The following is a 26,294-nucleotide window of genomic DNA, read 5'->3' as shown; positions in this document are numbered from 1 at the left end:
GTGTCAGACACCCGATGGCACGGAACCATCCTGTGTCTGACACCCGATGGCACGCGATGGCACGGAGGGAGCGTCCCGAACGTTGGCTGATCCGCCACTAGGATCCGGTCCCGCATGCGTAGCGTGGTCGTGCTTCCGACGTACAACGAAGCAGAGAACATCGAACGCTTCCTGCGTTCCGTCCGCAAGTCGGCCCCCGACACCGATGTACTGGTGGTCGACGACGACAGTCCCGACGGGACGGGCGACCTGGCCCGCGAGCTCGACGCCGAACTGGGCCGGATCACCTTGTTGTCGCGACCCGGCAAACGGGGACTCGGAAGCGCGTACCGCGACGGTTTCGCCCATGTCCTGAGCGGTTCGAACCAGACCGGGTACGACGTCGTGATCACGATGGACGCCGACCTGTCGCACGATCCCGATCGGATTCCCGAGTTCCTCGAGCTGATCGCCGACGGCGCCGACCTCGTGATCGGCTCTCGGTACGTGACCGGTGGAGGTACGACCGATTGGCCGGTCCGACGACAGCTGTTGTCGAAGTGGGGCAACGCGTACACGCGCTCGATCCTCGGTGTCCCGGCGCGTGACTGCACCGGCGGATACCGCGCCTACCGGGCGAGTGCGCTGCGTGCGATCGACCCCACGTCGACCTCTGCGGAGGGCTACGCCTTCATGACCGAACTCGTTCGACGCCTCGCGCGGAACGACGCGGTCATCGTCGAGTCACCGATCATCTTCCGCGATCGCACCCTGGGCAAGTCGAAGATGTCGGGTCGGATCATCGTGGAGTCGATGCTGCTGGTCACCCGTTGGGGAATCGGCGACCGGTTCCGACGTCTGCGCCGACGCTGATTTCTCCACCATGCGACGCCTTCGCGGTCTGTCCGACCGAACGCTGATCATCGTCGCGACCCTGACGGTGGCGTTGCCGTTGCTGGTCGCCGTCGTCGCCCTCGCCCAGCGTCGGTGGTACCCCGTCCTCGACCTGGCGATGACGGAGTTCCGGGTCCAGGACGTCGGGACACGACAGACGCCCTTGATCGGGCTCCCCGGCCGAATCGGCGAGCTGCCCGACCAGGGGAGTCATCCAGGACCGTTGAGCTTCTGGCTCCTTGCTCCTGGCTACCGGATCTTCGGGAGTTCGGCGTGGGCGATGGAGGCAGCGACCGTGTCGATCGCACTCGGCTGGATCGCATGTGCACTCTGGATCGGCCACCGTCGCCTGGGGCGCCCGGGGATCGCCCTGGTGGCGCTGATCATCGCCATCTCGATCCGCGGGTTCGGCCTGTCGGTGCTCACCCAGCCCTGGAACCCGTACATGCCGTTGCTGGCTTGGCTCGTGATCCTCTTGGCGGTGTGGTCGGTCTTCTCCGGCGACGATCTGATGCTGCTTCCGCTGGTGGTGGCAGCATCGTTCGCGGCCCAGACACACATCCCGTACCTGCTCATGGCCGGTGGCCTCGGTCTGATCTCGGCCGGTGTCGTGCTCCTGCGGTGGTGGCGAGCGCGATCGGGTGACGAGGCAGGCCCTCCACGGATCGTGCTCTGGACGGTCGTCGCGTTCGCCCTGCTGTGGTTGGGGCCGCTCGCCGACCAGATCAGACGCGATCCGGGGAACATCACGCAACTTCTCGATCATTTCGGCGCTCCCGACGAGCAGCCCATCGGGTTCGCCGCGGGGATTCGATTGATGCTGCGCCATCTCGACTTCGTCGGTGCCCACCTCGATCTGGTCACCGGATCGGAGCGGTTCGTCCGATCGGGTTTTGCCGCGGACGGCCCGATCTGGCCCGGAGTGTTGTTGTTGTCGGTCTGGGTGGTCGCGGCGGTGGTCGCCGTGTCGTTGCGACACCGCTCGCTCGTCGCGCTCCATGCGGTCATCGGCGTCACGCTGGCGCTCACCACCGTGTCGATGGCGCGCATCTTCGGCCAGCGCTGGTTCTACCTCACACTGTGGGCCTGGATCACGTCGACGTTGGTGATCGTCGCCGTGCTCTGGACCGCGGTCGTCTGGATTCGGTCGCGCCTGCCCGGATCGCTCGTCGCTGAGCGCCTCTCCCGGCAGAATCTGACGATCGCGGCGACGGTCGCGGCGGGAATCTCGACGATCGGCTCGGTGGTGCTCGCAACGGACGTGGACCATCCGGAGGAGTACCTCGGCGAGACGCTGGCGGAGCTGGTCGAACCGACGGCTGCGGCACTGGATCCGGCGCAGACCTACGTCGTCGAGTGGGACGATGCGTACTTCTTCGGAAGTCAGGCGTTCGGTCTGGTCAGCGAACTCCGACGAGCGGGGTTCGACGTGGGTGGCACAGAGTTCTGGCGGGTTCCGATGACCTCGTCGAGAACGGTCGCCGACGGCACAGCCGATCAGATGATCCTGTTCGCGACCGGTGGATTCGTGCCGGAGTGGCGCTCGGACGACCGCTACCGCGAGATTGCGACCGTCGACCCACGCGACGCCGAGGAACGCGCGCAGTTCGACTCGCTCCGACTCGAGTTGATCGCGGAACTGGAGGCGAGCGGTCTCGACGACCTGGTTCCCGAGGTCGACGACAACCTGTTCGGACTCAACGTCGACCTGCGGATCAGCCCCGATGCCAGGGAGATGAGCGCGCTCATGATCCGTCTCGGACAGGAGACATCGGTGTTCCTCGGTCCACCACGGACCTGACCGCTCGAACCGTCGTCGTTCTCAGCTCGGGTCGGATCGGTCGACGAGCGTCACCGCGGCCGGTGGGGGACCGTCGACGAACGCCACGGTGTCGGGTGCGAAACGCCGTTGTTCGGCCGTGTCCCCGAACACCAGCTCCAACCGCTGGGTCTCGCTGCCGTCGGCAACGCGCGCGTCGCCGAACCGGCGTGCCTGGAGTGGCGCTTCGAAGCGGTAGTCGATACCACGCTCGGTGAGCATGATCAGGATCGGATAGGTGTACGGGTGTCCGAGGTACATCGAATCCTGGTCGATGATCACGGGTCCATCGATCGGAGCGGACTCGAGCTGTCTCAGCATCGCCTGCGTCGCTCCCTGATTGCTGAGATAGGTCTCAGGATCGAAGACCTGGACCGATCGCGGCACATTCAGGACGGCGGTGAGCACGAGAAGCACGGCGAGCCCTCCGGTGACCACCGGGGCGCCGTGGGCAGCCGACAGCCGAGGCGCGATCCGCATGACCAGACAGAAGCTGCCGAGCAGGAGGTAGGCAACGATCGCCCAGAGCCAGCGGTAGTTGGTTGCCAGCAAGCCGAGGTTGGCGCTGACCGGGAGCATCGATGCGTTCAGTACGGCGGCTGGCAGGGTGACCGTCGCGACCGCCAGTCCCGCCGCGGCGACGCGGTGTTGCCGGCGGAGGGCAATCACGAAGCCCCCGAGCACGATGCCGAAGATCACGACCAACACCGCGACCTCGGCGTTGCTCCCGATCGACTCTGCCGGATTGAATCCGCCGAATCCAGGACGGAGGAAGCGCGTGGGTGCAGCGACGACGTCGGCGACGATCCGAACGGCTGTCGAGAGGGACGAGGTCGGCGAGTCCCCATCAGCCGTGAGCACATCGCCGAAGTTGCCCCACACGAAGAACTGGTCGATCGCGCTCTGCGTCCACAGCACGGCGGCGACGACGCCACTCACCACGAACGGCGCGAGCGACGTCTCGGCGGCCGCGAAGCCATCACGACGGAACGAGAGAACCTGTCCGACGATCATCGGCAGCGCCAGTGCCGCCAGGAGCACCGGGTAGGTGAGGTGCGTCTGCGCGGCGAGACTCCCGAAGACCACCGCCGGGACGAGTGCCCATCGATCCCCGCACGTCACCGCCCACGCTGCGACCATGACGCACAGGTACGGAAGCACGAGGTATTGGTGCTGCTGCGGCGTGATCAACATCTCCGACCCCATCGACCACGCCAGTACCGACACCGCTGCCATCGCCGGCACGATGTAGCGACGACCCGCGATCCGCCGCACCAGCCACGCAATCGTGATGATGGCGGCGATGTGTACGCACGCCACCCCGACGGCGGTGCCTCCCATCGGCGTGAACCGCGTGAACGGGGCGAGCAGGTCGAGCTGCATCGGGCCGAGGTTGTTCACCGGTGTGTCGACGGCAAGTGATCCCGCCGACCACGCCCCCAGCAGTGGGTGATCGGCGGTGCCGACGTCGAGGGACCGCGCCGTGAAGTACGCGTCGTCGCCGATGGGAACCCAGGGGCCGGCCGCGGCGCGCACGGCGGCGATCGCCACGGGCACGATCGCGACGACGACCGCGATGAAATCGAGAAACTGTTCGCGGGTGGGTGACGGGCGTTGCCGACGTCGGGGTCGCCGGTTCCGGTCCGTGCCCATGCGGAGAGGGACGCTAGCGGTCGCGCGGTCGGTCACGCGGGAAGGGATCGGCAGATGTCGCCCTCGACGAACAGCGCGAACGTCGTGTCGATCCACGTGTCGATGAGCTCCTGCTCGTGTGACTCGAAGACGCTGACCTCCCGTCGTACCAGTGCATCGAATGCGTCGTCCGGACTCATCTGGGTCGACTCCGCGAGGCCAGCGGTGGCAGAGGAGAGCAGCTCCCGCACGAACGCATCGTCGTCGGGAGTGAGCAGGTTTGCTTCGGCGAGGAGGCACGCAGTTCCGTCGTAGGTCTGGGCGGCGACACCTTCGAGTTGGAACATTCGTGTGGGTTCGGAACCGTCGGCGCGTCGCGCCTCACCGAGCTGTCGGATCATCACCTCGTCGTCGACCCGGAGCTCGATTCCCTGCTCCTGGAGCCACATCATCATGGTCGAGCTGTAGGGCTCGAAAACGCGCAACGTGGAGACGTCGTAGAGCACCGGATCGAAGCCGTCCAGCTGTTCGAGCTGGGGCTCGATCCGACTCATCGTGGGCATGAAGATGTGGTCGGCAGTCGGGCCGGAGGGCTGGGCGAGGAACGGAACGTTCAGCAGCGAGACGAGCCCGATCAGGACGAACACCGCGGCGTCGATGGTCCGCTCGATCACCTGGCGCATTCGAACGGTTTCACTCGACCGGTGTCCCCGCCATGCAGCGATACCGAGCCAGACGATGACGAGGTGGACGAATGCCAGGAGCGGCCAAGCCCAGCGAACGTGATGCGGGGACAGGCCGACGGAGCCGATGGTGAGCCGACTGAGGGCGAGGATGGATCCGAGCAGGACCACCAGCGCGACCACTCCGCCCGCTGCCTGGGTCCGGCGACGGGCCCGACGCGCCACGATGGTCAATGCGACGAGAACGATCGCGAGCGCAGCGATTCCCAGACTCGCGACGCCCAGCGGCAACAGACCGGCGATCTCGAGACTCGGACCGTCCGGGGTCTCGGTGATTCTGGTTCCCTCCACGGTCGTCGTGAATCCGGACCGTCCCCAGAATGGTGGGCGAACTCCGAGGCTGCCGATGATTCTGGTGGCGTCGCTGAGACCGAGGGAGAAATCCCCGCCCGAGGAGTTTCCGAGCAGGCGCGACATGTTGCCCTTGCCCGGACCGAAGAACTGCTCCCAGAACGACGGGGCCCACAGCACGACGAGGACCGCCGTCGTCACGATCGCCGAGCGCCGCCAATGTGGCGATTCGATCTCGCGACGAAGCCACACGCGGACACCGACGACGCCGACCACGATGAACACGAAGATGTAGGCGTAGGAGATGTGGGTCTGAAGGAGCAGTGTCGAGATCACCGCGGCCAGTGGCAGCAGCCCGTCGTCGCCCGACGCGATCCCGATCGCGACGATCAACAGGGCCGAGAACGAGAAGATCAGCGCGTTGGCCTGGAAGATGTCGATGAGGAGCTCGCTTCCCATCGACCAGGCCATCAATGCGGTGGCGAGGAGCGCCCAGCGTTGGAACGACCAACCCCCGACGCGGTGTGAGACGGCGGAGATCACGCACACCATCGCGATGTTGATCGCGGCGACGCCGAGGGCCGCCGCAGGGCCCGGTGGGAACAGGTGGGCGAACGGGGCGACCAACCAGTCGTACATCGCCCCTGGATTGTTCATGTGCTCGCCGACGCTCAACGATGCCGATGTCCACGACCCGAGGAACGGATGATCGTCGGTCCAGACGTCGCGGGTTCGGATGAACAACAGCGCGTTGTCCCCGATCGGAAACCAGTCGTTGCGAACCGCGCGCACCACGGCGGTGACGAACGGAACGATCACGATCGCGGTGAGCGCGACGCGGACCTTCCGGGAGGGTTCACGAGCGGCCGTGACCGACTCCCGGTCCGTCTGCTCGTCGAGCCCTGCGTCAGCCGCCGTCGTCATGCCGCTCCCGGCTCCCTCGTGCGACTTCCCTGATCGAATCGGCCGAACAGCGACACCAGCGTCGTGAGCGCAGCCAGGAAGGTGACCGCGTCCAAGACGGTCAGGACGACGAGGACCCGGAGCGTGGAACCGGATCCGATCCCGAGTGCCAGTACCAGCAGCAGCACGGCCAGCGCACCACCGGCCACTGCGGTGAGCGCCATCGCCCTCACGGCGATCCGCTCGGCGAACGGCAACAGCATCCGGACTCCGTGCGCCATGAGCGACTGCGCGTTCATCCTCGACGTGCCGGCGAAGCGGCGGCCGCGAGCACATGGCACCATCGTCGTGGGGCGTCGCAACGCGAGCAGACTCGACGAGTAGCAGAGGTCGAACGTCGGATGCTCGATCGTGGCGCGCAGGGAATCGCCGCGCTGGACGGCGAAGTTCCCGCTCCGAACCGTCGTTCCCGTCAACAGTCGAAACACGAATCGGTACACGGTGTACATGACACGGAACGACCACGATTCGGATCGTTGGGTCCGTCGAGCGAGGGCGAGGGAGCTGTGATCGCTGTCGATCGCGGCGAGAAGGCGGGGAACATCGCTCGGCTGATCCTCGCCGTCGGAGTCCATCGTGACGACGAGATCATCGTCGCCGACGCGGTCGGCGAGGAGGCGCAGCCCGTGGACGATGGCGCGCTGGTGGCCCAGGTTGAACGGCGCTGTGACGACTTCGACGTCAGTCAGATCCGCCAGCCCGTTGACGTCCTCGTCGGTCCCGGCGGAGTCGTCGACCACCATGAAGACGAGTTCGAGACCGACGCCGGCGCACGCCGCCAGCGTCTCGTCGTGTACACGTCGATACGACTTCGTGTCGTAGAACATCGGGCTGACGACCCAGCACCGACGACGGGGTGCCACGGTCATCCTGTCGCCTCGGCCACGGCCACCACCGACGTGCCCGCCGGCCACGCGCGGCGGAGTCGTGCGCTGGCCGAGCTGATCGCGTAGCCGAAGCGGTTCACCCGCTCGCTCAAGCGCGGCATGTCCACGTCGCCATCCGAGTCCGGCAGGAACTTTCGCTTGACCACGAGCGGCAGCATCTCGGGAAACAGGTAGTCACACCGCCGGACGTGGAAGCCGGCTGCCTCCAGGGTGCTCCGCATCCGGGGGCGGGAGTACCGCCGGTAGTGACCGAGTTCGGTGTCCCACTCCGAGAACGCCCACTGCAGCGCCGGGACGGTGACGACCAGCCGGGCCCCCGGCTCCATCCGGTCCCGCCAGGACCGCAGCGCTGCGACGTCGTCCTCGATGTGCTCGATCACGTCGAGAAGGGCGGCGACCGTCGTGGACGGCACGCGCTCGTCCGAGCCGAAACGCGCTGCGTCGCCGAAGTGGCGGCCCAGGTTGTCGTCGAGAATCGGTGAGGATTCGTCGAATCGGTACGTGACCGGTCCGGCACCGTGGCCCGGACCGAGCCGGTCGCGGACGTAGTCGCCGAGCATTCCGGACCCGGCCCCGATGTCGAGCACGCTGCCGGCGGAGATGTCCCGGACCTCGGCGGCGACGAGGTCGAAGCGAACCCGATGCCAGAAGGTGTGGGCCGCCGGATCGACGAGTTGGGTCTGCTGCTGCTCGAGGGGCGTCATGGACGCGGTGCGGGGGTCGCGCTGCTCCTCCCTCTCCGGCACGGCAGGGAGCGTATCCGTCCACCGCGGCGAGTATGGTCTCGCTCCGGGACAACGTGGGTAGGTCGGGCGCAGCCGCAACGCACTCGCTGATCGAGAGCGGGAAACGCGATGAGTCGCGCGCGCCCTTCGCGCTCTCGTACCAGCCGGCCCTCGACGGAGTACGCGCGATCGCCGTGACGGTCGTCGTGATCTTTCACCTCGATGTCGGCCTGCTCAGCGGCGGGTACCTGGGTGTGTCGGTGTTCTTCACGCTGTCGGGGTTCCTGATCACCGCGTTGTTGCTCGGCGAGTCCGCGACACCATCGACTCGACGCGTCGGCATCGACCTCGGACGGTTCTACGTCCGCCGGATCAAACGCCTGGTTCCGGCGAGCGTCGCCACCCTGTCGGCGATCATCCTCCTTGCCGCGGCGGGTCTCGTGGCGAGCACCGCGAACCTCCGCGGCGACATCACCGCCGCGGCGTGGAACGTCTTCAACTGGCGAGAACTCACGTCGGGCGATTCCTATGCCGAGCTGTTCACCGACCCGAGTCCGGTCGCCCACTTCTGGTCGCTCGCCATCGAGGAGCAGTTCTACCTCGCATGGCCCCTCGTCATCGTGGTGCTGACGCAGGTCCTGCGGCTGGGCCGCAGCGGCCTGCTCGTCGCTCTGTGCGCGATGTTCGCGTTGTCGGCGACGACCGCCGTCCTCGCCTCACCGGACGTGACCTACCTCGCAACCCACACTCGGGCGGCCGAGATTTTGGCGGGTGCGATCCTCGCGACCTGGATGTCCACCGCGACCACGGCGAGGTGGCCCCGGTGGTGGGCCCGACTCGGCATTCCGGCCCTTGCCGTGGTGATTCTGGCGTCGATCCTCACGCCATCATCCAGCGGCTGGGCCTACTCGGGCGGCCTGGTGGTGTTCGCGTGGGTGAGTGTTGCGCTGATCGCCGGGCTGCAGATGAACGGTCGAGCGCGAACGCTGCTGTCGATCGCCCCTCTCGTGGCGCTGGGACGAATCAGCTACGGCGTCTATCTCGTTCACTGGCCGGTCTTCGTGGTGCTCGACGAGCGTCGACTCGGAACCGACGGCTGGTCGCTGGCGGCGGCGCGACTCCTCGTGACCGCAGCGATCGCCATCGCGATGTACCTGGTACTGGAGCGACCGATTCGACTTTCTCGGCGCGTCACGCGGCCGATCGTCGTCACCGCGGTGAGCGTCGGCGCGATGATCTCCGTGACGGTCGGGGCGGTGCTGTTGGTCTCGGAACCGGCGCCCACCGATGGCGCTCCAGTCGTGTTGGGCGCGGCGCAGCGTCCAACGGACGGCGCCCGGGCTGTTCCGGAGCGCGCCCCGGCGACGGATGCTCCGGTCCCGACCGCGGCCGCGGTCGAGCCGGCGTCCACCCGCGCCGCAGCAGACCGCGATGCGCTCGTCGGCCCCACCCGGTCGGTTCCCGGGAGCGAACGGACAGTGGCCGGACCCGTTCGTCCGGCGGCAGGGTCCGTCTCGCCGGTGACCCGCACGGCCGCCCCCGAGGCCCGAACGGATCCCGATCCGCCATCGCCCGTCACCGTTGCCGTCTTCGGGGACAGTGTTCCCGCGTGGTTGCTCCGTGATGCTGCGGCATCGTTCTCTCGCTCCGACGCCGTCGTCCTGAACGGAGCGATGGAAGCCTGCGACGGGATGGTGGACCTGCCCCTCGGACGGGATCGTCGCCGGGGCGAGTTCGTCGTTCCCGCCGATTGCAAGGACTGGCGGACGAGTTATCCCGCCACGTTGGCCAACGCCTCGAAGGCCGACGTGGCGTTGCTGGTTCTCGGACAGGCACCGGTGGTGGACCGTTTCATCGATGGCCGTTGGCAGGGTCCCTGCGATTCGATCGACTGGTACGTTGCCGATCTCGCCGACCGGGTCGAATACCTGCGCACGGCGGGAACGCGTCCGATCCTCGCGATCCCGGCACGATTCGGCCACCGCGTCACGTTCATCGTCCCCGACGACCACCTGGAACGCGTCGGGTGTGTCCGATCAGCGCTGATCGCTGCAGCGGCCGCGCTCGATGTCGATGTGCTCGATCTGGATGAGCTGCTGTGTCCGGACGACGACTGCGAGGCCGTACGCACTCTCGACGGCATTCACGTCGATCCCGATGCGGCTCCCGGCGTACTGAATGCCGTGGTCGACCGCGTCGTCGAAGACTGGCGCGCCCTCGATCTGACCGACATGCGGCCCATCGACTGACCGTCCCCGGGAGACTCGGCGGTCGGACGCCAGGTCAGAAGGTCGAGCCGGGTGGGGCGATGAACACTGCCACCGGGGCCGTCAGCACCAACATCCGCTCGAGGTCCTCGACGACGTCGTCGGGAAGATCCGGGTCGAGCGATGCGCCGAAGAGGTTGACGTCGATGATGTCGGCGATGTCCGATCGGTCGACCTCGTCGAGGCGCTCGAGCACGCGCTCGCGCAGCATGCCGTACTCCTCCCGCTCGTCGTCGGTACGAGGGTCCTCGGTCGCGACCTCGACATAGCCGGGCCGCTCGCGCCATTGGTCGATGTACTCGCCCGACACGATGTGCACCTCGGCGTCGTAGGTGCCCTGCGGCAAGACCCGCTGCGGCGTGACCGGGACACGCCAGGTCTCGTGAACGCCGACGTCGAGTCCGCGTCGTTCGAGTTCGTTGACCAATCCGTATCCCTGGGCACCGATGAAGTTGACGTCTTGCCAGAAGACCACGTAGCGCCCGTCCTCGCCGATCGAGTCGCCCACGCCTTCGCGCAGCGCTTGTTCGGTCTCGTCCACCACACCGCCGAGCCCGCTCGACAGGTTCTCCTCGGGGACCTGTAGCTGGGGAGCGGCTGCGAGCGAGAGCACCGTCGGGATCGCCAGCACGGCCCATCCGATCCGGAGGCCGTTGCGCTGGACTGCGGTCGTGGCGTCGTCGGAGGAGCCGGAGCGAGAGGCCAGCGCCGTGCGGACCACGATGGCGACCGTCCAGGCGATCGACACACCGACGAGCAGCGCTGTACCCCACGCCCAGAGCGTCAGGTAGTACCAGATCTTGCCGAAGATGCGGCCCATCGAGAACCATCCGACGGCGAGCGCGACGGCGAGAACCGTGTGCAGTCGCATCAACGCGGCGTGTCGGTGACGTACCGCGAACGCCACACTCCCGAGCCAGGCGATGAAGACGATCAGACCGCCGATGGCGACGCCGCCCGTGGTGCCGGACACTTCGAGAAATGCCGCGTCGTTGCGCAGCATCTCGAATCCAGCGCGCGGCAGGTCGAGGTGGCGCAGGAAGACCCCGGTCCCCGACACCAGCCCGATCGGCTCCTCGTCGGTCTCGCCCGTGAAGTGGTCGATCAACATCGAGATGTTGCCCGGGTCCCGGCGGATCTGGTCGACGAACGCAGGCAGCCAGAGGAACGCCGCCGTCCCGACCGTCGCGATCAACCACCGCCCGTCGCGACGACGACCCAACGTCACCACCACCAGAGAACTCATCGCGATCGCGAGCAGGAGGTAGGGGACATGGGTCTGTGCCGCGATCGTGCCGACCCCGACCACGACGACGGCCAGCCGGTGCTCACCGCACAGGACCCCCCATGTCGCCAGCAGGATGACGATCCACAGCAGCAGCGGAAAGTACGGATTCCACGGGTGGGTGAGGACCGAGAGCCCGTACCCGCGAATCGCCAGCGCGACGGCCCCGGCGATTGCCAGCGTGACGAGGTGGCCCGAGGGGACCGGTCTCGCCGCCGCCCCGATCCGGCGCACGACACGCGCAGCGACCACGACCGCTCCGATCGCTGCGGCGCTGTTCAGGACGGCGCTCCCGAGTTCCATCCCCCACGAGCGTCCACCGCTCAGCAGGTGGAACGGTCGGATCAGCCAGAAACTCCAGGGGCCCGGGTGGCTTCCCTGGTCCGGGAAGTCGCCGATTCGTCCGGGAAGTCCGATCAGCGGTGTCTGCCGGCCACCGACGTCGCGCACGCGCAGTTCGGTCATCGCCATGTCGAGCGTGGGGAACCACGGCCGGAACGCCAGCACGATCGCGGCGATCACGAGCGGCAGCGCGACGATCCCGCCGAGGGTGAGCGGGCCGGGTCGTTCCCACACGCGTGTCCCATCCACGGGCTCGATGATGTCGACGTTGCCCGTCATGACGGTGTCACGCTCGCCGCGGTCGGTGTTCGGGTGCTCGGTCACGTCGCGCCGGAGTGTACGGCCGACTCCTCGTCGGCGTGGGTCTCTTCGGTTCGTCGTCCGTCGCCCGCCAGCGCTGCCCCGACGACGAGGATCACGCCCAGCAACGTCCATCCGTGCAGCCACTCGAACCGGAGTGGCCAACCCGCGTCGGGGAACGGCGCTTCCCGGCGCACGACGACGGTGACGACGACACCGCCGAAGAGGATGATCATCGCGCCCACGACACCGACGATGCGTTGCGCCCAACCTCGCCGGAGCGCGATCGCAGCCGACCAGACGATCGCTGCCGGTACGGCCCACACCCAGTCGATGAACAGCGCGGCTCCCGCGACCGTGACGGCGGCAGAGACGACGAGCGCTCGGAGCGACGGCGTCACCGACGCCCGCGCTGCAGGACCGACCGGGAGCAGCACGGCGTCTCTCGAACGACGTCGATCGACGACGATGAGCAGGAAACAAGCCGCCGCGGCGAGCGCGGAGAGCGCGAAGGCGATGTTGAGTGTGCGTTGAACCGGCCACTCGATGTCGACTCGTGTGGTCCCGGTCGTCGGCGGAAGCCACCATCCGTTCGCGTTGCCGTCGATCAGCACCGGCCCCGCCAACTCCTCGCCGTCGGCAGTGGCGTTCCACGCGGAGTTGAATCCTTCACCGAGGATCACCCAGCACCCGTCGGGGCACGGCGGCACGTCGAGCGTGCGAGTCCGGTCCGACGACTCGACCAGAACGGTTTCGGTCGGATCGACCGCGGAAGCGGCCGGTGTCGGTTCGGTGGACGTCGTCGACAGAACGACCCGATCGACGTCGAACCCGGTGGTGCGAGCCGGCTCGGACACGACGGTGTGGGATCCCGAATCGAGTTCGACCGAATCGGAGCATGTGGAGGCCGGGATCGGCCGTCCGTCCAGGGCATCGGCGGTTGCGATGTCGAAGCTGAGCGGAATTCGCTCCCCGTCGATCGACAGGAGCTCGTCGGCGCAGTCGGCGGACAGCGTCTCGGCGGACGTCACGGCGGGGGAGCGGCCGTCGAACCGGATCTCGGCGATCGCCGTCGGGAGTTGCGTCGGTTCGTTGAACCGGCGGTTCTGCACGAACCGAGCATCGACGGACGTGATCTCGACGGTGATCTCGCTCAGGTCGACGGGCCGAGGGAGCCTCAGTGTGGTTTCGACGCGGTCTCCCGATGCGGGGGCTCCGGGCAGGTCGAGGTCGATCGTGCCCGCCCCGTCGGTGACGGTGATGCCGGTGATCGGGGAATGGTCGCCGGACGGCTGCACGATGGTCATCTCCGTGGCGGACCCGGAGTCGAGCAGGGTGACGCGTTCGCCGACCCCGCGGTCGAAGGGCGTGATCCACGCGGTCGCTTCGTCACCGTCGAACGCGGCCGCGCCCCGCGCCGTGGGGACGCCGACGAGGTGATCCGAGGCAACGACGGGTTCGTCGAGCAACTCGGCGAGCGCGGCATCGCCCGCACGCCGGTCGAGCCGCAGGGTGACATCGACCCCGACCTCGCCGAGCGGCGCGCTCAGTTCCACCTCACGGCGCAGCGCTGGTTCGGGGTCGTTCCGCCAACGATCGGCTGGTTCGGTGCGCAACCGTGTCAGCACGATGTCGGTGCCGTCGGCGTCTGCGGTGAGTCCGAGCACATCGATCGGGGTCCGGATGAACTCGGTCGTCGGCCCCAGTCCGAGGTCGATCTCTGCGAACCCGACGCCACCGATGGCCTCGCCGATCGGAGGTTGTGGTGTGGTGGTGCGCGCGATCGTGATCCGGATCGTCTCGGTCGCTTCGTCGACGGGGACCCGTTGGCCCGTCCCCGTTCGTGAGCTCTCGTCGAGCGGGAAGGCGGTCGGAGCACCGCCGTCGACCTCGATCACGACGTCGGTGATCGTTCGCTCTCCGGGCCCGGCAGGTGGCTGCAGCAGGTCGATGTGGTCCGCGGACTGCCCGGCTTCGAGCGTCAACTCGATGAACTCGCCTCGCGCCGCGCCGCGGTCTGCCACGATCCACGCGGTGGACGGATCGCCGTCGATCGCCATCGCGGGACGAACCTCGGGGAGATAGGCGAACGTCTCGCCGTAGCCACTCGCCTCGGCCGTGACGGGGCCGACCTGCACCGACACCGTCTGCCGATCGGAGTCCGGCGAGTCGGACTCGGAGGAAGCATCGTCGAACACGGGGAGCCGTTGATCGCCGCTCTCGAAGCGCAGGACGTCGGAAGCGTCGTCGTCCGTCTCGGTGAAGCCGGTGACGTCCTGCGAGCTGCGCCAATGATGGGCCCGGTCTCGGTTCGAGTCCGTGATCACGTAGCGGAACGGCTGATCGGCGAGATCGGGTGGGAGTCCGTCGCTCGACGCGTCGAGGGTGGCGTCGTAGATCACGGCCTCGGTTCCGTCGATCACACCAGCCGCCGCTGCATCGATGATGCCGTCGCCGCTGCCGGCGAGGATCACCACGTCGTCCTTCACGCGCACGGTCGGCACAGGGTCGGCGACGTCGATCAGGGTGACCGGTGCAATCGGTTCGCCGATTCGTGGGTCGCCGAGTGAGCGGTTGTCGATCATCGGAATCTGGGAGGCCATCACCGTCGGCTCGCCGAACGAGGTGGCACCGACGAGGCCGGCGTCCAGGGCGGCCGGCGACGACAGCTCGTCGGTCACCACCTCGGGACGCGCGAGCTGGAAGCGGTCGTAGGACACGTCGCCCGAGACCCAGATCGTGTCCACTCCGAGCATCCGTGACACGGCCGCCACCGCCGCGGGTTCGATCGTGTCGGTCTGCACGCGATCATCGAGGGCGAAGACGAGGTCCATCGCCGCCGGACTCCCGAGCGGGAGCAGGTCGCGCGTGACGAGCGCACGTTCCGTGAGTGCCGGAAGCGGTTGGTCGACTGTGTACCCCCACTGGAACGCCCCGAACTCGGTTCCCGGAAGCTGGAGGACCCGGTGCCCCTCCGGGCGGTCGTCGAGTTCGGCTGCTGCGGCCAACCAGGAATCGGGCGGGTCCTGGTCGCGTTCGAGTGCCTCGTCGATGAATCCTCCCGACCGGAGCGCGGGGAGTGCGATCACGGCGCACGCACCGATCGCTGCAGCGGCGCCGACGCGGATCGCGCGTGCCGGGATCGTCGAGGTGTTCCCTCCGGCAGCGGCTCCCGCCCGTCGCGGCAAGCGAACCGACCCGATTCGGGTGACGAACGCAGCCGTCCCGAGTGCGAGTCCGAGCAGCATCACCGGAACCGCCCGGGTGCTGCTCCGCAAGGCCAGTGCGAGGCCACCCTCACCGTCGCCGACCAGCAGCGACATCACGGGTGACGAATCGTCGATCGGATGCACGCCGACGCCGAGGATCACCCCAGCGCCGAACAACAGCGCCGCGAAACGGCGATGCGGCCAGCGGAAGCACACCAGCCCGGCCAACCCCACGGCGATCACCGCGTATCCGGCGGCGATCGTCCGTCCGGAGACGAGGTGGTCGAGCGACGCGGTCGTCGTCGCCGCGTAGGCGTCTCGGACGTAGAACAACCAGTAGCCGAGTCCACGGGTCACCTCGGTCGACGTGGACGTGAACGACACCGACTCGAGCGACTCCGAGTATGCGAGCACATCGGCGCCGTAGCGGCCCTGGATCACGAGCATCGCGATCCACCAGAGCGACACACCGAGGCAGAGCACGGCGGTCTTCGCGGCCGTGACGACCGCGCGGTGCCAGGAGATCGTTCCTCCCCACGCCGCGTGGACGAGCCAGATCACCGGTGCCGGAATGACCATGGCGAGCGCGGTCGCGTTGACCGCCCCGACCGTGAGCACCACCAGTGCGATCGCGGCCGGATATCGCCATCGACCGCGCAGGCTCGCCAGCACCGTCAGTCCGACGATCCAGCCGAGGCCCGCGAACGGCAGCAGGAGCACCGACGTGCGGGAGATGTACGGGAGGATGTACGGCGACAACTGGTAGACGAGCGCCGCCACGAGGGCGGCCAGCGGAGCGAATCCGAGCACGCGGGTCATCCAGCGCATGCCGAGTCCGGCAGCCAGCAGCAGAGTGCCGATCCAGAGCCGGTGGGCCACCCAGTCGGGCACTCCGATCGTCTCGAACAGCCAGTACCACGGGCCGGTCGGCCAGAGGTACGCGATGTGTTGGTGGGGGACCCATCCGGCGAACTGGCGGGGGTCGAAGGTCGTGGTTGCGTCGCCGAGGAATCGACCGGGATTCAAGTACACGTACAGCTTGGAGTCCGCCGGCATCCGACCGGGCGACGCAGTGAGCGACGGAACGTACGCGAGCAGACCGAGGACGAGGACCGACAGCGCCGTCTGGTGACGGCGAACTGCGTAACCCACCGACTTCAGCGTGCTCATCGCCGGTTCACCCCGCCTGCGGGAGCAGACCGGACAGCCGTTTGGCGACCTTCAGGACACCCTGCTTCGAGCTGCGCCGATGGTGCGACGCCGACGCGTCGTCGGTCGCCGCTCGGTTCGCCACGAACCAGTCGTAGCTCTGAGCGAACATCGCATCGGTCGACCAACTCGGCGTCCACCCCAGCTGGTCCCGGAGGTGCTCGATGTCGAACCACATCGACTTCGAGTACATCATCCAGTGATACGGGGCGAACGGAGTGACCCCGAGTCCGGCCGTCAGCTTCATCGCGACCGACGCAGGACCCGCCGGGAGGGATCGGACCGTCGCATCGGTCCCGGCGTGGCGACAGAGCGTCTGCAACGTGTCGCGCATGGTCGAGAAGCGGTCGGTGCCCACGTTGAACACGCCGGGACCCTCGTGTCCGGCGGCGAGGAGGCACACGTCCGCGAGGTCGTCGGAGTGGACGAACTGGTACCGGTTCGTGCCATCGCCGAGCACGATCGGATCCTTGCCGTCGGCGATCCACTCGAACAGGATCCCGAAGATCCCCAGGCGGCCGTGGCCGAGGATCGTCCGCGGCCGCACGATCGACACGTCGAGACCGTCCTGCGCGGCAGCGAGACATGCCCACTCGGCAGCCAGCTTGGCGTGCCCGTAGGCCTCCATCGGCGACGGCACCGTCGCGGGCATCACCGGGTTCGCCTTCGGAACGCCGAACACCGCGCTCGACGACGTGTGGATCACCTTGTCCACGTCCGCCGCCGCAGCTGCGCGGAGCAGGTTCACGGTCCCGTCGACGTTGACCGTGCGCAGGAGTTCGTGGTCCTTGGCGAGTGGTACCTGCGCCACGTTGTTGAGCACGACGTCGATCCCGTCGACCGCGTCGCGGACCACCGCCCGGTCGCGCACGTCACCCTGGACGAACTCGACCGAGCCGGGACGGTCGTCGGCGTCGTTCAGATCGAGGACGCGAACATCGTGCCCCGCGGCGTGGAGCCGGCCGACGACGAGCGCGCCGAAGTAGCCGCTCCCACCGGTCACGAGGTAGCGGGTCACAGCTCGATCCCTTGATCGAGACACCAGCGGATGCTGTTGCGCATTCCCTCCGGGAGGGCCACCTGCGGTTCGTAGCCCAGGTCCCGTCGGGCGGCGGAGATGTCGACCGCGATCGTCTTGTTCATCTCGCCGAGCACGTGGAACTGGGTGATGTAGCGGCCCGCGGCCTGGGCCACCGTGTCGATCTTCTCGGCGACGGTTCCGGCGATGTCGGGCAGGCGGAAGCGGTTCGGTTTGACCTCGATCCCCTCGGCCCGCAGCGCATCGCCGACGGTCGCCACGATCTCGTTCACCGTGTACGGCTCGGCGTCGGCGATCCACCAGCCCTGGCCCGGGTCGGTCGCGGTCAGTTCCGCTCGCACGATGCCTTGCACGAGATTGTCGATGTAGGTCATCGAGCGCATCTGCCCGCCATCGCCCAGAATCGGGAAGCGCCCGTTCTTGACCATCGTGAAGAAGGTCGTCTGCCGCGCCGGCTGGTGGGGGCCGTAGAACCAAGGAGGGCGAACCATCACCGCGTTCAGGCCGGCATCGACGGCGCGGAGCACCGCGAGTTCGGCGTCCATCTTGGATCGTCCGTAGCCGAGGTACGGGTGGTAGGGCTCGTCGTTTCCGAAGCGATCGGTGCGGTCGCCATTCGTTCCGAACGGGCTGTTCGACGAGACGTGAACGACGCGGCGGACGCCGTGGCGGTGAGCGGCGTCCATGACGTTGGCCGTACCGCGGTGGTTGACCTCGTCGAACTCGTCCATCGAGGTCGCGGGATGTATCACGCCCGCCGTGTGGATCACGTCGACCGTTCCCGAGTGCCCGGCGAACAGGTCGTCGAGTGAATCCGGATCGGTGACGTCGCCACGCACCAGTTCGACCTGTTCCGGGAGATGGCGGCTGTCCTCGTCCGGGCGAACCAGACCGCGTACCGCCCCTGGGCGGTGGTAGGGACCTGCGTGCCCGGCGCCGGTGAGCGCTGTTACCAGCCCGGTGCCGAGCCAGCCGGCGGCACCCGTGACGATGGTCAGGTCCGGTGGATCGATGGTCGTCGGGGCGACCGCGTCGTCGTTCATCCGCTCACTCATCCTGCTCGCTCGTCGCAGTACCGGCGGGCATTGCGGATCGCGATCGCCATGACGGACGCCTGCGGGTTGACGCCCGGTGCCTCGGGGAGCAGGGCGGCGTCGTTCACGAACACGTTGTCGGTGCCGTGAACCAGCCCGTGACTGTCGGTTGCGCAACGGCGCTCGTCATCTCCCATCGGCGCCGTGCTGCAGAGGTGGACGGTCATCACGCTCGCCTTGCTCGCCGCGAACATCGAGGTCATCGTGGCGAGATCGGCCCGGTCGCGGACGATCGGGGCCTGCTTGAAGGAGGGATAGACCTCTTCGGCGCCGGCCTCGAGCATCACCATCGCGAGTCGGGCGAGGCCCTGTCCGAGCAGATCCCGGTCGCGCTTGGTGAGGCGGTAGGTGACGAGCGGGTCGCGGACGCCGGGAATGGCCTGGACGAGCCCTCGTCCCTCGCTCGTGATCGCGGCGTAGTAGATCGCGAGTTCGGGCCATGCCGTGACCGCGGAGCCGAAATCGCGCCAGTTGTCGGTGAGCGCCAACGCCACGAGTCCCGGATGGCTGGCGGAACCGCCGAACGAGATGTTGGGAGCGAACTGCTTGACCTGGAAGACCGAGACGTCCTCGGGGGTGTTCACCGGGTCGTCGAAGCGTGCTGCGAGCTTGACCGTCGGATGCACCGCAAGGGTGCGTCCGACGCGGTGGCGGAGGCCCGTCCGCTGCAGGATCGCCGGCGTCTGGATCGCCCCGCCGCACACGATGACGTCACGGAAGGCCACGGTGACGGCGCTGCTCTCGCCGTCGACGGTGTGGGTGAGTTCGGCCCCCGTCGCGCGTCGGCCCGATCGGGTGATCTTGTCGAGCCGATGATCGCAGAGGATGCGCGCACCCGAGGCAAACGCCCGCGGGAGGTAGGTACGGGTCATGCTCTGCCGCTGGCCTTCGGTCGCACCCGCGCCCTCCGGATAGGTCATCCAGCGGGGGATCTCGTCGTTCCTCCAGCCGAGGCGGTCGGCACCACGCCGGAGGATGTCGCTCGCATCGGTGTGCTCGCCCGGCACCTTCTGCACGCTGAGCTCGGATTCGACCTCCGCGCAGATGTCGAGCAGGTCGGAGCTGGCGAAATCGCGGATCTGGTACTTCGTACGCCAGAGTTCGAGCGTTGCTTCCGGCGGACGCCAGTACAGGCCACTGTTGACCTCGGTGCCACCGCCGGCGCACCGGCCCTCGGTGTAGGCGATCGACGGAAGACCGAGCGCCACGGTCACACCGCCCGACCGGTACTGCTTGTCCATCTGATCGAGCGAGAACGGCACCGTGCTGCCCTGCTCGACCCACGACCCCTCTTCCACGATGAGCACGTCGTGGCCTGCCTCGGCGAGGACCGCGGCTGTGGTGGCGCCGCCTGCCCCCGAGCCGACGATCAGGACGTCGCAGTCGTGGTGCACCGCCCGCGTCATCGGCTCGCGCCGTTCACATCGGTGTCGGGCCAGGTCTCCCAGATGTACGCATAGCCGAGCGAACGGACGAGACGCGGGTACTCGGCGAGCAGTGGAAGCGGGAGTCGGGTGATCACTCGACGAACCCGGTGGTGGCCGACGATCATGCCGGCGGTGTCCACGCCCGCACCGATCGCCAGTACACCGAATCGTGTGATCGAGGGGAGCACTCCGACGCGACGTCCGATGAACTCGACGGTCTCGTGTCGCCGGTCGTCCGCGAGCAGGGGCAGGTCTGCTGCGAGCAGTCCTTCGGCGAATCGGGCCACGGTGCGTGGTGTGCTTCCGGTGTCCGACATGACCGCTGGATCCTACCGATCGCGATCCCCGTCGAAAGGGCATCGCAGAAACCGCGGCTGGTCTCGAGCGTCGCTTCGGCTTCGGGCGCGGAGGGTAGCGTCCGACGCCGATGCGCCGGATCCCGATCGCCGTCTTCCTCGGTCTGATCGTGGCCGCCTGTTCGAGCTCGGAAGGTGGAGAGAACCCGGGTGGCACGGTGGCGGCCGTGGGGCCCACGACGGCCCAGTCGGCATCCGAGATGCCGGTCTCGTCGACGCTCCCGCCGTCCACGACGTCCACGGAGGCGGACGCGGACATCGCTCGCGAGTGCGTCGACGGGGACGCGTCGGTTCGCGTGCGGCTGACCGGTCCAGACGTGTTCGAAGGAGAGTCGGAATCGGTGCTCCTGGTGTCGACCCCCGACGGTGCGCCCGTGTGTCAGCCGGTGGCCGCGCCGGTCGCGTCCCGGCGATCCGGTCGGCTCACGTCGGAGGTGATGCCGGTCGACGTGGTTGCCGGAACGTACGTCTTCGACGTCGGGCAACGGAGTTGTGTGCCGACGACCGGGTGCGTCTCCGACGACTCGGCGTCGACCGATGACACGGTCGCAACTTCGGCTGATTCCGAGGCACCGGACACGAGTTGCGAAACGACCGTCGTGCTCGACGGCAACCAACCGTTGGACATCGTGGCGGAATACGGGCCCGACGGCTGTGTCCACGTCCGTCATGTCGATCCCGACGGTGGCAACGACGGCCCGGTGATCTATGCGGCTCCCTCCCGGATCGGCGAAACGGCTGAGGCGATCGGCAGTGTGGAACTCATCGAGGAGTGTCTGTGGCTCGGGAACGAGTCGGGCGATCCCGCAACCTTTCCCCTCATCGTGTGGCGGGCCGGCACGACGTGGGACGCGCAGGACGAGCGGGTCGTTCTGCCTGACGGACGCAGCGTCACCCCCGGTCAGCAGATCGAATCCGCTGGCGGCTTCCACTCGATCGGCGACCTCGCGACCTTCGCAAGCGATCCCCTCGCCACGACGAAGGCGACCGAGTGCCTGGGTGCGGACTCGGCGACCGCGGGCGATGCAGACACCTCCGACAGCGTCTACATCACCCAGCACCCGGTCGATTCCTGACCGGGCACCGTCGCTCGGTGCGCCGCTCGGTCACACCGTCGACAGCTGTTCCGATGCTTCATCGTGCGCCGGGCCGACCAGCACGAAGGCAGCCAGCGCCGTACTGATCGGAACGGAGGCGACGAGTCCGATCGATCCGACGAGCGCGCGCACGATCTCGACGGCCACGATCTCGCGGGTGGCGACGTCGGTGATGCCCTGCCCCGCCTCCGAGAACAACAGCAGGAGGGGGAGGGCGGCGCCGGCGTAGGCGAGGAACAGCGTGTTCACGGTGGAGGAGATGTGGTCCCGACCGATGCGGAGTGCGCTGCGATAGAGATCGCTGAAGCTTCCGTCCGGTGAGACGCGTCGGAGCTCCCACACGGCGGACACCTGGGTCACCGTGACGTCGTCGAGGACGCCGAGCGCGCCGATCACGATTCCGGCGAGAAGCAGACCACGAGGGTCGATCTCGATTCCGAGGGCCGAGATGAATGCGACGTTCTCGTCGCCCAGGCCGGTGAGGTTCGACACGGCGACGAACCCCGCAGCGAGGGCAGCGGTCAACGCGAGGCTCGCGTAGGTGGACAGCAGTGCAACCGCGGTCGCCGTTCCGCGTCCGTGGGCGAGGAAGAGCGCAACGAGCGCGATCGCTCCCGAACTCGCCAACGCCACCGCGACGGCGTTCGACCCGGCCAGCAGCGCCGGCAGCGTGAAGACCACGATGATCAGGAGACTTGCGGCCAGTCCGGCGAGCGCGCCGAACCCGCGCCAGCCGCCGAGGAGCACGATGGCCGCGCAGAAGATCACCGCGAGCAGTACCAGCGGTGTCTCTCGCTGGAAGTCGTAGAACACCGCCTGCTCGGTTCCGTCCTCGCGGGCGAGGATGTCGACGAGGATGTCGTCGCCGGCGTCGACGGCGCTCCCCGGTGGTTGCTCGAGGGTGAAGGTCTCGCCGTCGCGTTCGCCGCTCGTGACGCGCAGCGTGACGAGCTCACACTCCTGGCTCCCGTCGAAGGTGCATGGCTCGATCTCCACGCTCGACACCGACGCTGCCACCGGTTCGCCGCTGAGTCCCAGAGGATCGGTGCGTTCCGAGGTCCCGTCGGGCCAGAGCACTGCGACCGTCAGCAGGATGATCGCCGTGCACGCCCCGACGGTTGCCCACAGCGCCTTGCGTACTCTCGGGTTCGAGGTGTCCTCGTCGGCCGACGTCGGAAGCGCGTGAGAGTGACCGTGGGACATCTCACGATTGTGGCTGATCGGTCGAGCTCGATCCCGGCACCGCGAGCGTGCTGTTTCGGGTTCGAGGTCGTGCGGCCCGGGCCTCAGTCGACGTTGTAGGCGCGACGCCGGCGGCGAAGGGTCACCGCGTCGCGGATCGCCCACCAGGTGACGAGTGCGAACGCTTCACGCACGATGTTGCCGTTCATCTTCGACGACCCGGCCACGCGGTCGCGGAACGTGATCGGGATCTCGACGATGCTGCATCCGGCGGCGACGGCGCGGTAGGTCATCTCGACCTGGAATCCGTAGCCCTCCGAACGAACCTCACCGAGATCGATCGCTCGGAGCGTGTCGGTCCGATAGACGCGATAGCCCGCTGTCGCGTCGTTGATCGCCAGGCCGAGCGCGATCGCCGCGTATCGGTTGCCCCATCTCGACAGCCAGGTCCGTCGGTGCGGCCAGCCGACGACCGATCCGCCGGGGACGTAGCGCGATCCGATCACGACGTCGATCCCCGATTCGGCGAGTCCCAACATCATCGGGAGGACCACAGGATCGTGGGAGAGGTCGGCATCGATCTCGACGACCGCGTCGTACCCCTCGTCCATGGCCATGGTGAATGCGTGGGCGTACGCGCTGCCGAGGCCCAGTTTCTCGTCGCGTTCGACGAGTCGGAGCCGGGTTTCGCGCGCGCACCATTCGCGCACGATCTCGCGGGTCTTGTCGGTCGACGCGTCGTCCACGACGAGGACGTCGGCATCGGGTGCGCTCGCGAGGACACCATCGAGCAACGCCGCGATGTTGTCCGCCTCGTTGTGTGTCGGGACGACGACCAGCGTGCGCATCACGGGATGGCACCGAACACCGCGTAGAGGTTCGTCAACACGGCGAGCCCGGCACCGCACAGCATCATCGTGAAGATCCAGCTCTGGCGCTGCCAGCTGAGCTCGTCGTTCATCACATCCGTCGGATCGTCGTCGAGGCTGGTCCCCGCATCCGAGAGCTCGGAGGGCGAACGTCGCGTCGGCTGCGGCCACCATGCCGCGATCGCGATGAACATGGGAAATGCGGTGAACACGAAGCGGGGACGAGCGGTGACCGTTTCGGGGATCAGCATCAACGCGACGATGACGAGGCTGAAGGCGACCCAGGGGAGTGGAAGCCGTCGTTTCCAGCCGGCCCATGCCATCACCGCGAGAACCGCGAGGGACAACACGGTCAACGCGTCGGAGGTGGACGACAGCGGACTGGTCAGGAAGCCGAGGGTGTTCTGGACCGCGGTGGCGCCGAAGCTCGTTCCTTCCGACCAGGCTTCGCTCTGCACGCGGAACCAGGCCCGACTCTCGTCGGCCGTCGCATCGACATAGAGCTGGAAGGCGATGAATCCGATCGGCGCGAGCAGCACCGACACCAGCGACATCCACTGACGCTTCGTCTTGATCGCGATCGCTGCGGCCACCACGCATGCGAGCACGATCGCCACACCGTTCGGGCGGGTCGCCGTGGCGAGCGCTGCAGCGATCCCGGCGAGCAGCCATCGCTCGTCGTACAGGAACAGCAGACACGCGGCGGCCAGCACGATGAACAGCGCCTCGGAGTAGGCGAAGGAGAGCACGAACGATCCGGGGAACATCGCGAAGACGACCATCGAACGTGCCGCGATGCTGATCGAGAACACACGCCGAGCGAGCATTCCGACGAGGAGTACCGCGACGGCACCGAGGACGAAGTTCAGGGTCAGCGCCGCGATCGTGTCGCCGCCCGGGAGCACGAAATCGAACGCGCGCACGGCGCTCGGGTACATCGGGAAGAAGGCGGCACGGGCCTCGGTCTGGTCGTACGTGATGTTCGCCGGAATGCGGTGCGGGTAGCCCAGCCGTACGACTTCGAGATACCAGCGCCCGTCCCACGAGGTGAGCACGTTCGAGATCGAGTCCAGCGCACCGTCCTCGGGTTCGCCGTCCGCGCGTTGGTCGATCACGACCTGGGAGGCTCGAACGAACGCTCCAGCGAGCACGCACAGTCGCGAGATGAGGTAGGCGACGATCCCGATCGCCAGCGCACGCCGCCACTGCAACCGGTCGGCATCCGATGTCGCGGTGGACGCCGGGTCAGTCGGAACACCCACGATCTCGTCCACGTGGGGCCCGGTGCTCGTCACGGCCGCGTCGCCGGTGGAGGAGGGGTCGTCCGACCGCGTCGTCGGTGCTGGGTTCATCGTCATCGACGTTTCGTTCACTCTCGACACTGGCGACGATTGCTGGTCACCAACGTCGCATCGGCAGGATCCGGTGCTTCGGCCCGTACTTCGGGGCGCCGTCACCGTGCTTCATGATCGCATTCACGACCCTGCCGCGCTGACCGGCGTAGGCCCCGAGCAGCTGGAGCATACGGTCGTCGGTCGCCCGGGCCTCGCCGGCCAGATTCCACGCGACGATGTTCTTCACGTGATAGTCGCCGACCGGCACCGCGTCGGGATCGCCGAGTGCGGGGGCGAGCACGCATCCCAGCGTCCACACGCCCACGCCCGGGATCAATCGCAGCTTGGCCGCCGCATCGCTCGGAGACCATCCGGCCCAGGTCCACAGTTTGCCGGCATGGCGCGAGACCTCGATCAGCGTCTGTGCTCGCTTCCGCTCGATCCCGAGTGGGTGGAACCACCAACTGGGCTGGCGATGGAGCACCTCCGGAGCGGGCGGCAGTCGAAGGCCGGTGAACGGGCCGGGCGCCGGTTCCGACAGTTCACGACACAGCGTCGCCCACTGTTGCTTCGCCTCCACCGACGTGATCCGCTGTTCGATGATCGTCGGGAGCAGCTCGTGGTACAGGTTCGCGCTCGCTCCGAAACGGGTGGTGCGGTTGGCGCGGACGCACCGTGCGACGACCGGATGTGAGTCGGTCTCGAGCTCGCGTGCTCCCTCGTCGAGGTCACCGACCATCGCCGGCACCTGCGCAAGGAGCCAGTCGGCACCGGGGCCCCAGGTCTCGGCGTGCAACGGTGTGTCCTGCCCCCACCGGATCAGCAGCGTGGCGGGGCCGTCCGGGGTCGACGTGGCGCGCACGAATCGCCCGGCAGCCGACGATCCCCGCCCGATTCGGTCGATCCAGGTCGTCGGGTCGTTCCGACCGTGGCGGAACCACGAGAGCGTCGCTCCGATGTCGGCTGCTTCGAGTCGCGAACGCGTGGTGGAGGGCGTCGCGACGGGCTCGTCGGCGGCGGTCCGGTCGAGCAGCGTCATCGTCGCCGAACGTACCAGCCGCACCCGCCCGTAGGCTCGATGCGTGACCGACGGCGAGGCGCTGCGCGACGAGTGGCAGCAGCCCCACCCATCGAGGTTGTCGCCCGATCACCCCCGCTTCGGTGAGATCGCTGAACGTCACGCCGCAGCGATCGCCGACAACGTGCCCACCTATGTCGACCCGGTGAGCGGATACAGCGTGTTCACGGCCCGCTTCCTCGCCCGCCGCCGGTACTGCTGCGATTCCGGCTGTCGCCACTGTCCCTACGTCCTCTGAACCCCGATCTCGTGAACAGTTCGCGCACGGAGCGC

19 protein-coding genes are annotated in these 26,294 nt (G+C 67.9%); 5 read left to right on the top strand and 14 right to left on the bottom strand.

Translation table 11 applies throughout. The features are described 5' to 3' along the window. Nucleotides 1–114 precede the first annotated feature (114 nt). Complete coding sequence (locus tag ON45_RS18155) at nt 115–852, top strand: polyprenol monophosphomannose synthase (RefSeq protein WP_040495779.1); 738 nt, start codon at nt 115–117, stop codon at nt 850–852. 10 nt (nt 853–862) lie between these two features. Then, a complete protein-coding gene (locus tag ON45_RS18150; protein ID WP_040495778.1) occupies nt 863–2,674 on the top strand; it encodes an ArnT family glycosyltransferase in 1,812 nt (603 codons plus the stop codon). Between the two features lie 21 nt (nt 2,675–2,695). On the opposite strand, the gene ON45_RS18145 is transcribed toward ON45_RS18150, so the two are convergent. The 4 genes from ON45_RS18145 to ON45_RS21855 are packed head-to-tail and all read right to left on the bottom strand — an operon-like array spanning nt 2,696 to nt 7,954. Beyond that, nucleotides 2,696–4,345, bottom strand: a complete 1,650-nt coding sequence (locus tag ON45_RS18145; RefSeq protein WP_040495777.1) for a hypothetical protein — start codon at nt 4,343–4,345, stop codon at nt 2,696–2,698. Between the two features lie 32 nt (nt 4,346–4,377). Next, nucleotides 4,378–6,282: a hypothetical protein gene (locus tag ON45_RS18140; RefSeq protein WP_040495776.1), complete on the bottom strand. Its 1,905-nt coding sequence runs from the start codon at nt 6,280–6,282 to the stop codon at nt 4,378–4,380. Further along, entirely contained in the window at nt 6,279–7,148 is an 870-nt protein-coding gene (locus ON45_RS18135) for a glycosyltransferase (protein ID WP_206537728.1), read from the bottom strand. The genes ON45_RS18140 and ON45_RS18135 overlap by 4 nt, the downstream gene beginning before the upstream one ends. 38 nt (nt 7,149–7,186) lie before the next feature. After that, nucleotides 7,187–7,954, bottom strand: coding sequence for a methyltransferase domain-containing protein (locus ON45_RS21855; protein ID WP_148288763.1), 768 nt, complete (start codon nt 7,952–7,954; stop codon nt 7,187–7,189). Nucleotides 7,955–7,986: 32 nt separating this feature from the next. On the opposite strand from ON45_RS21855, the gene ON45_RS21850 reads away from it, so the two are divergent. Then, the gene (locus tag ON45_RS21850; protein ID WP_051063338.1) at nt 7,987–10,182 is read left to right on the top strand and encodes an acyltransferase family protein; all 2,196 of its coding nucleotides are present in this window, start codon (nt 7,987–7,989) and stop codon (nt 10,180–10,182) included. 34 nt (nt 10,183–10,216) lie between these two features. On the opposite strand, the gene ON45_RS18120 is transcribed toward ON45_RS21850, so the two are convergent. The 6 genes from ON45_RS18120 to ON45_RS23220 are packed head-to-tail and all read right to left on the bottom strand — an operon-like array spanning nt 10,217 to nt 20,422. Next, nucleotides 10,217–12,151 (bottom strand): hypothetical protein, encoded by a 1,935-nt coding sequence (locus ON45_RS18120; RefSeq protein ID WP_040495773.1) that lies wholly within the window; start codon nt 12,149–12,151, stop codon nt 10,217–10,219. After that, the gene (locus tag ON45_RS18115; RefSeq protein WP_040495772.1) at nt 12,148–16,506 is read right to left on the bottom strand and encodes an alpha-(1->3)-arabinofuranosyltransferase domain-containing protein; all 4,359 of its coding nucleotides are present in this window, start codon (nt 16,504–16,506) and stop codon (nt 12,148–12,150) included. The genes ON45_RS18120 and ON45_RS18115 overlap by 4 nt, the downstream gene beginning before the upstream one ends. Nucleotides 16,507–16,513: 7 nt before the next feature. After that, nucleotides 16,514–17,563, bottom strand: coding sequence for an NAD-dependent epimerase/dehydratase family protein (locus tag ON45_RS18110; RefSeq protein ID WP_040495771.1), 1,050 nt, complete (start codon nt 17,561–17,563; stop codon nt 16,514–16,516). Further along, complete coding sequence (locus ON45_RS18105) at nt 17,560–18,627, bottom strand: NAD-dependent epimerase/dehydratase family protein (protein ID WP_083915141.1); 1,068 nt, start codon at nt 18,625–18,627, stop codon at nt 17,560–17,562. The genes ON45_RS18110 and ON45_RS18105 overlap by 4 nt, the downstream gene beginning before the upstream one ends. Before the next feature lie 8 nt (nt 18,628–18,635). Beyond that, complete coding sequence (locus ON45_RS18100) at nt 18,636–20,084, bottom strand: FAD-dependent oxidoreductase (RefSeq protein ID WP_040495769.1); 1,449 nt, start codon at nt 20,082–20,084, stop codon at nt 18,636–18,638. Further along, complete coding sequence (locus tag ON45_RS23220; RefSeq protein ID WP_040495767.1) at nt 20,081–20,422, bottom strand: hypothetical protein; 342 nt, start codon at nt 20,420–20,422, stop codon at nt 20,081–20,083. Before ON45_RS23220 ends, ON45_RS18100 begins: the two co-directional genes overlap by 4 nt. Before the next feature lie 110 nt (nt 20,423–20,532). On the opposite strand from ON45_RS23220, the gene ON45_RS21845 reads away from it, so the two are divergent. Further along, on the top strand, nt 20,533–21,537 hold the full coding sequence (locus tag ON45_RS21845; RefSeq protein WP_051063337.1) for a hypothetical protein: 1,005 nt from the start codon (nt 20,533–20,535) through the stop codon (nt 21,535–21,537). A 30-nt stretch (nt 21,538–21,567) separates the two neighbouring features. On the opposite strand, the gene ON45_RS18080 is transcribed toward ON45_RS21845, so the two are convergent. The 4 genes from ON45_RS18080 to ON45_RS18065 form a co-directional block, all read right to left on the bottom strand. Then, complete coding sequence (locus ON45_RS18080; RefSeq protein ID WP_083915138.1) at nt 21,568–22,761, bottom strand: YibE/F family protein; 1,194 nt, start codon at nt 22,759–22,761, stop codon at nt 21,568–21,570. Nucleotides 22,762–22,844: 83 nt separating this feature from the next. Continuing rightward, nucleotides 22,845–23,588 (bottom strand): polyprenol monophosphomannose synthase, encoded by a 744-nt coding sequence (locus tag ON45_RS18075; RefSeq protein ID WP_051063336.1) that lies wholly within the window; start codon nt 23,586–23,588, stop codon nt 22,845–22,847. Beyond that, nucleotides 23,588–24,961 carry a hypothetical protein gene (locus tag ON45_RS18070; RefSeq protein ID WP_148288761.1) on the bottom strand — a complete coding sequence of 458 codons (1,374 nt, stop codon included), beginning with the start codon at nt 24,959–24,961 and terminating at the stop codon, nt 23,588–23,590. The genes ON45_RS18075 and ON45_RS18070 overlap by 1 nt, the downstream gene beginning before the upstream one ends. Nucleotides 24,962–25,007: 46 nt before the next feature. Beyond that, complete coding sequence (locus ON45_RS18065) at nt 25,008–25,982, bottom strand: DNA-3-methyladenine glycosylase family protein (protein WP_148288760.1); 975 nt, start codon at nt 25,980–25,982, stop codon at nt 25,008–25,010. Between the two features lie 43 nt (nt 25,983–26,025). Here ON45_RS18065 and ON45_RS18060 point away from each other — a divergent pair, with 43 nt between their 5' ends. Further along, nucleotides 26,026–26,259: a C1orf53 family protein gene (locus ON45_RS18060; RefSeq protein WP_158412504.1), complete on the top strand. Its 234-nt coding sequence runs from the start codon at nt 26,026–26,028 to the stop codon at nt 26,257–26,259. Nucleotides 26,260–26,294: the final 35 nt, after the last annotated feature.

The sequence above is a fragment of the Ilumatobacter nonamiensis YM16-303 genome (assembly GCF_000350145.1).
GTDB classification, from domain to species: domain Bacteria; phylum Actinomycetota; class Acidimicrobiia; order Acidimicrobiales; family Ilumatobacteraceae; genus Ilumatobacter_A; species Ilumatobacter_A nonamiensis.
The sequence above is the reverse complement of the archived record's forward strand: the minus strand, read 5'-3'. Positions and strand labels throughout refer to the sequence as shown.